The organism is Enterobacter sp. R-1.6.2 (assembly GCF_035064085.1).
Taxonomy (GTDB): Bacteria; Pseudomonadota; Gammaproteobacteria; order Enterobacterales; family Enterobacteriaceae; genus Enterobacter; species Enterobacter asburiae_B.
Genome location: NZ_JASEYI010000125.1, coordinates 1 through 521 on the forward strand (window position 1 = coordinate 1; position 521 = coordinate 521).

The 521-nt window shown below is 53.7% G+C and carries 1 pseudogene; it reads right to left on the bottom strand.

The window, feature by feature from the left end:
• Positions 1–53 precede the first annotated feature (53 nt).
• Positions 54–521 (bottom strand): annotated as a pseudogene (locus tag QMN93_RS26105) (IS5-like element IS903B family transposase); the annotation flags it as partial.

Here is a 521-nt window from a genome sequence, read left to right on the forward strand (position 1 = left end):
TTTGTTGAATAAATCAGATTTCGGGTAAGTCTCCCCCGTAGCGGGTTGTGTTTTCAGGCAATACGCACGCTTTCAGGCATACCTGCTTTCGTCATTTTGTTCAGCGCTCGTACCAGGGCCATAGCCTCTGCAACCTGACCATCGTAGTCACGCAGTGTCAGTGAACCTCCGAACAGCTGTTTTACCCGGTACATCGCCGTTTCCGCTATCGAGCGACGGTTATAATCTGTTGTCCATTTCCACCGCGCATTACTCCCGGTCAGCCGCTGATTCGCAACAGCACGGTTACGGTCTGCATATTCACCGGGCCAGTAACCCGCGCCTTTTCGGGGCGGGATAAGCGCGCTGATTTTCTTACGCCGCAGTTCATCGTGACAGAGCCGGGTGTCGTAAGCGCCGTCTGCCGATGCTGCCCTGATTTTTCTGTGAGTCTGCCGGATAAGACCCGGGAAGGCTTCTGAGTCCGTCACATTGTTCAGCGACAGGTCTGCACAGATGATTTCATGTGTGTTGCTGTCAAC